Here is a 1,048-nt window from a genome sequence, read left to right as displayed (position 1 = left end):
CTGCTGGATGAGCCGTTCGCGGCGAACGGGGGGATCAACCGCCGCGAACGGCTCATCCAGCAGCAGCACGGCCGGATTGCGCGCCAGGGCGCGGGCCAGGGCAACGCGCATCTGTTCACCGCCCGACAGGCTGGAGGGCCGGCGGCGGGTCACCGCTCCCTCCATCTGCATCGCCACCAGCAGCGCCTGCGCGGCGTCGCGGTCGGGCGTGCCTTGTGCGATCATGACGTTGCCCAGCGCATCGAGGTGCGGGAACAGGCCGCCGCCCTGCAGCACCAGCCCCACCGGCCGTTGCCAGGCCGGCAGGCCGTGCCACGCCACGCCATCAACCTGCACCGTGCCACTGGTCGGAACCAGCCCGGCGATGGCCTTCAGGATGCTGGATTTGCCGGCGCCGGATGGGCCAACCAGAGCCAGCGTCTGCCCCGGCGGCACGAGAAAGGCGGCGTCCACCGCCAGCGGCCCGGCGCGGTTCAGCGAGACAGAAAGGCCCTCAGGCACGTCTACGGCCCAACAGGAACAACAGGCTGATTGCCAGCAGGCTGATGCCTAGCAGCAGCAGCGCCAGCCGGGTCGCGCCTTCCATGTCGAAGGCCTGAACCCGGTCGTAGATCGCCAGTGACAGGGTCGCCGTCTGGCCGGGAATGGCGCCGCCCACCATCAGCACCACGCCAAATTCGCCCAGCGTGTGGGCAAAGGCCAGCACGGCGCCGGTGGCAAGGCCGGGCCAGGCCAGCGGCAACTCCACCCTGGCAAAGGCCCGCAACGGCGAGAGGCCACAGCTTGCCGCGGCGGCCCGCAACTCATCGCCCACCGCTTCGAACGCGCGCTGCGCGGGCTGCACCATCAGCGGCAGGTTGACGAGCGCCGAAGCAATCAGGATGCCGGCAAAGCTGAACACCAGTTGCCCGCCGGTCAACGCCGCCCAGGCGCCGCCGATGGCACTGCCAGGCCCCAGCCCGACAAGCAGCGCCAGGCCCACCACCGTGGGCGGCAGCAGCAGCGGCAGCAGCAACAGCGCCTCTGCCAGCGGCCGGCCGCGCCAGCG

The 1,048-nt window shown here is 71.4% G+C and carries 2 protein-coding genes; both read right to left on the bottom strand.

All coding sequences use genetic code 11. The annotated features are described in order from the left end of the window. Positions 1–501, bottom strand: a 501-nt coding sequence (locus tag GJ693_RS16180) for an ATP-binding cassette domain-containing protein (RefSeq protein WP_156257245.1), incomplete at its 3' end; no start/stop codon positions are given. Next, the coding region (gene modB, locus GJ693_RS16175; protein WP_156257244.1) for a molybdate ABC transporter permease subunit at positions 494–1,048 on the bottom strand (555 nt) is incomplete at its 5' end. The genes GJ693_RS16180 and modB, both read right to left, overlap by 8 nt.

The sequence above is a fragment of the Sandarakinorhabdus oryzae genome (assembly GCF_009733735.1).
In the GTDB taxonomy this organism is placed as follows: domain Bacteria; phylum Pseudomonadota; class Alphaproteobacteria; order Sphingomonadales; family Sphingomonadaceae; genus Sandarakinorhabdus; species Sandarakinorhabdus oryzae.
Note: the sequence above shows the minus strand (reverse complement) of the source record. Positions and strands in the feature narration are given on the sequence as shown.